Genomic DNA, 7,398 nt, shown 5'->3' with positions numbered 1-7,398 from the left:
TGCGGATTTGAATGGTGCGAATGTGATTGCGCTCTTGGGGGCTGCCGTAAACCAGCCTAGAGGTTCGGGCCTGTTTTGTTCTCTGGTAGAGCAGAACAGGCTCAGGGCTACTGAAAGCCCGCTCCGTACCGCTTAGCGGTCGGAGCCGGGTAGTTTACTGGATCCAGATGCGGCTGTGCTGGCGGAGCCAAGTCAATAGTCTTTATCTTGAGAGCGCCTTTGGGGGAGGGCGGAGCTTTGTCTGGAGATTTGCTGATCCGAAATGCTGAGCTGCTGGTGCCGGAAGGGGATCCCTGGCGGGGGGATGTGCTGGTGCGGGAGGGGCGCATTGCCCAAATCGGCCAAAACCTCTCGCCAGAAGGGGTGGCCAAGGTCATCGACGCCGAGGGCCATACCTTGATGCCGGGGGTGATCGATCCGCAAGTTCACTTCCGCGAGCCGGGCCGAGAGCACAAAGAAGACCTGCAGACGGGATCCTGGGCCTGTGCCCGGGGCGGGGTGACCAGCTTTTTGGAGATGCCCAACACCGACCCGCTGACGATTGACCAAGCGACGCTGGATGACAAGTTGGCCCGTGCAGGCAGCAAGTGTGTGGTCAATTACGGCTTTTTCATCGGGGCCACTGCCGATAACTTAGAAGAGTTGCAAACGGTGCAGGGAGCCTGTGGCATCAAAATCTTCATGGGATCCATGCATGGGCCCCTGTTGGTGGATGATCAGGCGGCGCTGGAGCGGATTTTCGGGGAAACGGATCCCAACTTTTTAATTGCCGTCCATGCCGAAGATCTGTCTCGCATCAAAGCCCGTAAGGCCCTGTTTGCCGGACGCACAGATGTAGCCGTTCACTCGCAAATTCAGGACGAGGAATCGGCCCTGATCGCCTCACGGCGGGCTTTGGACTTGGCCACCCGCTACCGCCATCGGCTGCACATTTTGCACCTCTCCACCGGCCTAGAGGTGGAACTGCTGCGCCAGCACAAGCCGGCCTGGGTGACGGCAGAAGTGACCCCTCAGCACCTGCTGCTCAGCACCGCCGATTACGCCCGGCTGGGATCCCTGGCCCAGATGAACCCCCCCCTGCGGGATCCCGCTAACCTGGCCCAACTGTGGCAGGGGCTGCAGGACGGGATCCTGGATTGCATTGCCACCGACCATGCCCCTCATACTTTGGAAGAAAAGGCTCAGCCCTATCCCCACTCCCCCTCGGGTATGCCGGGAGTAGAGACGGCCTTGCCCCTGATGTTGACGGCAGCCCAGCAGGGGCGTTGTACGCTGGCGCAGGTGGTGCGGTGGATGTGTGAGGCGCCGGCCCGCCTCTACGGGATCCCCAACAAAGGGCGGCTGCAGGTGGGCTACGACGCCGACCTGGTGCTGGTGGATCGCCACACACCCAAACCGGTGCGGCGGGAAGAGCTGCTGACCAAATGCGGCTGGAGTCCCTTCGAGGGCTGGGAATTGGTGGGCTGGCCCCTAGTCACGATCGTGGGCGGACAGATTGCCTTTCAAAACGGCCAGGTGGATCCCTCGGTGCGGGGAAAGGCTCTTCAGTTTCAGCGCTAGCCAGGGATCCCTGCTATCCCGCAAGGGCTTCCGATAGCAGCAGGACAGAAGTGGCGCAGTAGCCTATCCTAGCTTCCCTCTCCCTTTGTGGGAGAAAAGCCAGGCCTGAGGGCGGGATGGCGCAAAAGCCTCAGGAACGGTCTCAGGCTGGTTTGCCGATCACCACACACCTCGGCCTGCTGGGTCCGGCAACTCTGGCCCAGAAACTCGTGTTACTCTGAAAATGATAATTACTGATAATCAAAATTGAAAACAGCAAGGAGGGCCTCATGAAAGTTGCCTACGTGTTCACTCACCCTCGCTGCGGCACCTATAAGTTGGGCCAGATGATCCTGCCCCAGCTAGAAGCAGGGGTGCATGGAGCGCAGGTGGTGGGCATGTTCTTTTTCGACGACAACTGCTTTGTCTTGCGGCAGGGGGATCCCATCGGCGAGCGCCTGGCCAAGATTGCCGAAGCGCAGAACATTTTGCTGATGATGTGCGACATGTGCGCCCTGGAGCGCAACCTGGCGGAAGGGGAACCCAAGTGGTGCGACTCAAAAGGCCAGGGGCGCAAGGAGCCGGGCCATTGTGTTCCCAAAAACGTGGTCAAAGGCGTGCAGGTGGGCTGCTTCCCCGACCTCTACGAGGCCTTGAAAGACAACCCACCTGACCAAGTGATTACGCTTTGACGGAAGGACCCCGACTTAGCTGACGGCCACAGCCGCCGGCGGCTCTTGGCTGGGCTGAGAGCCGATCTTGCGGAAGATCAACCGCTCGTTGGCTACATCCACCAAAATGCGGTCGCCGGGCAGGAACTCGTTTTCCAGCAGCTTGGTGGCAATGGGATTTTCGATCTCCCGCTGGATCACCCGCTTCAGGGGACGGGCCCCGAACACTGGGTCGTAGCCCACCTCTGCCAGGTAGTCCTTGGCTTCTTCGGTGAGCAGGATCTCGATTTGCTGATCTGCCAGCAGCTTTTCCACCCGCTGCATTTGCAGGCCGACAATCTGGCGAATTTGCTCTTTGGTGAGGGCGTGGAAGATGATCAGCTCGTCCACCCGGTTGAGGAACTCCGGTCGGAAGTGGTGCCGCAGCATGGCCAGCACCTGAGTTTTCATCTCCTCGTAGCGGCTTTCATCGGCCCCAATTTCCAGGATGAGGTCGCTGCCGATGTTGCTGGTCATGATGATGATGGTGTTTTTGAAGTCCACTGTCCGCCCTTGGGAGTCGGTGATGCGGCCATCGTCCAGCACCTGCAGCAGGATGTTGAAGACATCCGGGTGGGCTTTTTCCACCTCGTCAAACAGCACCACCGAGTAGGGGCGTCGCCGCACCGCCTCGGAGAGCTGCCCGCCTTCTTCGTAGCCCACGTAGCCTGGAGGAGCTCCGATTAGACGAGAGACCGAGTGCTTCTCCATGTACTCGGACATGTCGATGCGCACCATCGCCTCGGAAGTGTCGAAGAGGAACTCCGCCAAGGCACGGGCCAGCTCGGTTTTCCCCACGCCAGTGGGCCCCATGAACAGGAAAGAGCCGATGGGGCGATTGGGATCCTTCATGCCGGCCCGGGCGCGCCGAATGGCTGCCGCTACGGCGGCTACCGCCTCGTCTTGGCCCACCACCCGCTGGTGCAAATGGGCTTCCAGGCGCAGCAGCTTCTGCTTTTCCGACTCCATCAGGCTGGTGACTGGGATCCCGGTCCAGCGGGAGACGATCTCAGCGATATCTTCAGGAGTCACTTGCTCCCGCAGCAGCGGCTCGCCGTTGGTCTGCAGCTTGGCCAGGTGAGCCTCCTGCTCTTGGATTTGCCGCTCCAATTCCATCAGCTTGCCGTACTTGAGCTCGGCAGCGCGGTTGAGGTCATATTTTTGTTCAGCCTGTTCGATTTGAAGCTTGACGGCGTCCCGCTCGGCTTTAAGGCTTTGCAGGCGTTCGATAGCCTCTTTTTCAAATTGCCAGCGAGCATTCAACTCCCGTTGTCGCTCCGTCAGGTTGGCCAGCTCCTGCTCAATTTTGCTGAGGCGATCTCTAGAGGCAGCATCATCTTCTTTTTTCAGGGAGAGCTCCTCCATCTGCAGTTGCATGATGCGCCGGTCGATCTCGTCCAGCTCGACGGGCTTGGAGGTGATCTCCATCTTCAGCTTGGCCGCCGCCTCGTCCACCAGGTCGATGGCTTTGTCGGGCAGGAAGCGCTCGGAGATGTAGCGGTTGGAGAGCACCGCTGCCGCCACCAAGGCGGAGTCGCTGATTTTCACCCCATGGTGCAGCTCGTAGCGCTCTTTGAGGCCGCGCAGGATGGAGATGGTATCTTCCACCGAAGGCTGATCCACGTACACCGGCTGAAAGCGGCGTTCTAGGGCCGCATCTTTTTCGATGTGCTTGCGGTATTCATCCAGGGTGGTGGCGCCGATACAGCGCAACTCGCCCCGCGCCAGCATGGGTTTGAGCAAGTTGCCGGCATCCATGGCCCCTTCGCCGGCCCCGGCGCCGACAACGGTGTGCAACTCGTCGATGAAGAGGATGATCTGGCCTTCGGATTCAGTGACCTCTTTGAGCACAGCTTTGAGGCGGTCTTCAAATTCCCCGCGGTACTTGGCCCCGGCAATGAGAGCGCCCATGTCCAGAGCAATGACTCGCCGGTTTTTCAGAGACTCCGGCACATCTCCCCGGTTGATTCGCTGGGCTAGGCCCTCCACAATGGCTGTTTTCCCCACGCCGGGTTCGCCGATGAGGACGGGGTTGTTTTTGGTGCGGCGGGAGAGCACCTGAATGACGCGGCGGATCTCGTCATCTCGCCCGATCACCGGGTCCAGCTTCCCTTCGCGGGCCGCCTGGGTGAGATCGCGGCCATAGCGCTCCAGGGCTTCGTAGCGGGATTCGGGGTTTTTGTCGGTGACCCGCTGTTTGCCTCGCACCTCTTTGATGACCGGTTTGAGGCGCTCTACCGTCAGGCCCAGGGGTGCCAAGACCCGCTTGCCCACCCGCTCATCTTGCAGGGATCCCAAAAACAAGTGCTCCACCGAGATGAAATCATCGCCGTACTCTTTGCGAAACTCCTCGGCCCGATCCAGGGTGGTTTCCAGGCCGCGACCCAAGTAGAGCTGATCCACCCGCGCCAACTTGGGCTGCTGGTTGATGAAGCTTTCCACTTTATCCCGCACCAGCCTCGGATCGATACCTGCCCGTTGCAGGAGGGTTTGGGTGAGCCCCCCCTCTTGATCCAGAAGGGAGATCAGCAAATGCTCGGTTTCCAACTGTTGCTGCTGGTGCCGCCGGGCCACATCTTGGGATTGGACAATGGCGCTCCAAGCTTTTTCGGTAAATTGGTTGGGATTGGTGGGCTGCATAGAAGTTCGGCAGAGCTTTGCTACTCAGTATAGGAAGGCAATACAGACACAGGGAGCACCCTGGACTCTTTCGGGGCAGTAGAGCTGGGTGCCGGAAGCTCCGGTAGGATCTTCCTGATCTAGGTATCGCCTATTTTGCCAGAGCCAGAGTTCGCAACAACCGTCCTCTCCAGCTGCGATCCATGGAGGGATCCCCGCCTTATTCTTCTTCTTCGTAGGGACGGCCTTCCCCGATTACCGCCAGGTCAATTTGTTGGCGGTAGTAATCCACGTTCTTAATCTGCACCTCCACCCGATCCCCCAGGCGAAACTGGCGCCGACTCTTGCGTCCCACCAGCGCCTGCTGACGGCTGCGGTACTCGTACCAATCGTTTTTCAGGGTGCTGACCCGCACCAAGCCTTCCGCCAAGATGGGATCCACCTGGACAAAAAAGCCGTAGTTCTGGACACCGATGATTAGGCCGGGGAACACCTCTCCCAGGTGCTTTTGCATGAACTCAGAGCGCTTCAGGCCCATCAGCTCCCGTTCCGCCTGCTGACGGATCCGGTACCCCTCCTGAATTTTGGGCAGTTGCGCCTGGAGAAACGCCTGCCATTCCTCCTGCACCTTGGGCGGCAACACTTGCCAGTCGATTTGGCCGTAGCCGCTGGGGCCGTGCAGATCCACCACAGTTTTGGAGCGAGGGCTGCGGCGATCGCGTCCTTTGCTCAGGGCCAGGTGCAGAGCACGCAAATTGAGCAAGTCGGCATAGCGGCGCAAGGGGGCCGTAAAGGTGGCGTAGGGTTCTTTGAGGCCCAACCCAAAATGGCCGAGTTGCTCTTCCAGAGGCTGGAGACGATACTCGACCGGGGGCAAGGTGGCCAGCATCTGCGCCACCAAGGCCGGGCTCGCGCCAGAGGCCAACACATCGGGAGCGGTGATGCGGGCACAAATCCGCTGCCAGTCCGCCAGAGTTACGACAGCGGGATCTTGCAAATTCAGATCCAGCTTCATGGCATTGGCCAGGCGCAAAAAGCTCTGCAGGGCCTCGGCGGCAGGGGCAGGCTGCACGCGGGCCAAAGAAGGGATCCCCAACTGGCGCAAATGGTGGCCCAGGATTTGGTTGGCCAGCAGGAGAATTTCCGTCATCAGGGCATGGGCGCCGAGGCGATCGCTGATCAAGAGGGGGCCGTAGCCGCTTTCATCGGCAGAGTGGGGAGTGAGCAGATCCAACAGGGGCAGGTCAAATCCCCCCGCCTGGTGACGTTTGGCCCGTAGGATCTGGCTAAGGCGCAGCAGGTTTTGCAGCAGGGCCATCAACTCCGGCACGTCTTCGTCGGGGCCCAAGTCGGCGGTGGTGGCCAAAAGAGCCTGCACCTGACCATAGGACAGGTGAGCCCGCGATTGCACCAGGCTGGGGTAAATCTCGAAGTTTTGTACCACCCCTTCTGGGTCGAGGGTCACTAGCAGTGAATAGGCCAAGCGCTCCTGCTGTGGCAACAGAGCCAGGCGGTTGTGCACCTCCGGCGGAAAGAGAGGCAGCACCATCGTATCGAGGTAGACGGTGGCCGTCCGCTGCTGAGCCTCTTGCTCCAAGGGGTGGTCGGGATCCAGCCAGTGGGCTACGTCGGCAATGTGGATCCCCAGCAGCCAGTGGTCATTCTCTTGCCGCTGCAAGGAAACGGCCACGTTGGGTTCCAAGCCGTGGGGATGCTGCAGATCCAAAGGCTCCAAAGTGATGCAAAACCAATCGCGCAGATCGCGGCGGCCCTTTTGGTCAGAGCGGCTGAGCTTTTTGGGCAGAGCTGCTGCTGCCTCCAACACTGGAGCGGGAAACTCCTGCGGTAGGTCGTACTTGCAACAGACCAAATCTGCATCGATGGAGGCCTCTGGGCCGTCGCCCAAAATTTTGCGAATGGTTCCGGTTGGGGGTAGATCCCCCAGCGGGTAGCGATCCACCTCCACATAGGCCACCCGCCCCTCTGCCAGCTCGACAGGGGATCCCTCCGTCAGGGCCAGCTCGAACAGCAGCCGGTCATCCAAGGGCACAACCCGAAAACCCTGTTCCGTCTGTTTGAGGCGACCCACCAGAGCGGAATTGGCCCGCTCCATGACGGCCACCACCTCTCCTTCTGGACTGCGGCGACGGTTGCCATCTTTGGTGACCCGCGCCAACACCTGATCCCCATTCCAAGCGCCGCTGAGGTTGCTGCCGTGGATGTACACATCCTCTACCCCCGGCTCGTCCCGAATGGCGAAGCAAAAGCCTTTGCTGGAACAGCGCAAACGCCCCACCACCAAAGATTCGTCCGGCTTGCGCCGATAGCGAGGGGGATCCCCGGATCGTTCCAGAAACCCGGCCCGCACCAGGCCATCGAGGGCAATCTCCAGCATTTCCGGCGCTTCTGGGTCGGGGGACTGCAAGAGGGCAAGAAGAGTATCTTTGTCGGTCAATTGCTCGGGAGGCTGAGAGAGAAAATGCTGAAAAATTCGAGAGAAGTCCATTTTGGGTATTGGCAAAAGAGAAGA

Annotated in this window: 4 protein-coding genes and 1 pseudogene; 3 read left to right on the top strand and 2 right to left on the bottom strand. The window is 60.1% G+C overall.

Translation table 11 applies throughout. From position 1 onward, the window contains the following. From ACVWXZ_RS06660 to ACVWXZ_RS06650, 3 genes and pseudogenes are all read left to right on the top strand, one after another. Window positions 1–136, top strand: a pseudogene (locus ACVWXZ_RS06660) (RNA-guided endonuclease TnpB family protein); the annotation flags it as partial. 101 nt (window positions 137–237) lie between these two features. After that, a complete protein-coding gene (locus ACVWXZ_RS06655; RefSeq protein WP_457395919.1) occupies window positions 238–1,560 on the top strand; it encodes a dihydroorotase in 1,323 nt (440 codons plus the stop codon). 269 nt (window positions 1,561–1,829) lie between these two features. Continuing rightward, complete coding sequence (locus ACVWXZ_RS06650) at window positions 1,830–2,231, top strand: SaoD/DsrE family protein (RefSeq protein WP_457482311.1); 402 nt, start codon at window positions 1,830–1,832, stop codon at window positions 2,229–2,231. A gap of 15 nt (window positions 2,232–2,246) precedes the next feature. On the opposite strand, the gene clpB is transcribed toward ACVWXZ_RS06650, so the two are convergent. Both clpB and ACVWXZ_RS06640 read right to left on the bottom strand, forming a co-directional pair. Then, the gene (gene clpB / locus ACVWXZ_RS06645) at window positions 2,247–4,889 is read right to left on the bottom strand and encodes an ATP-dependent chaperone ClpB (protein WP_414331635.1); all 2,643 of its coding nucleotides are present in this window, start codon (window positions 4,887–4,889) and stop codon (window positions 2,247–2,249) included. A gap of 199 nt (window positions 4,890–5,088) precedes the next feature. Then, on the bottom strand, window positions 5,089–7,374 hold the full coding sequence (locus ACVWXZ_RS06640) for a ribonuclease R family protein (protein WP_457482310.1): 2,286 nt from the start codon (window positions 7,372–7,374) through the stop codon (window positions 5,089–5,091). Between the last annotated feature and the right edge of the window lie 24 nt (window positions 7,375–7,398).

The sequence above is a fragment of the Thermostichus sp. MS-CIW-38 genome (genome assembly GCF_054058415.1).
This window is presented reverse-complemented; position numbering and strand designations above follow the sequence as displayed.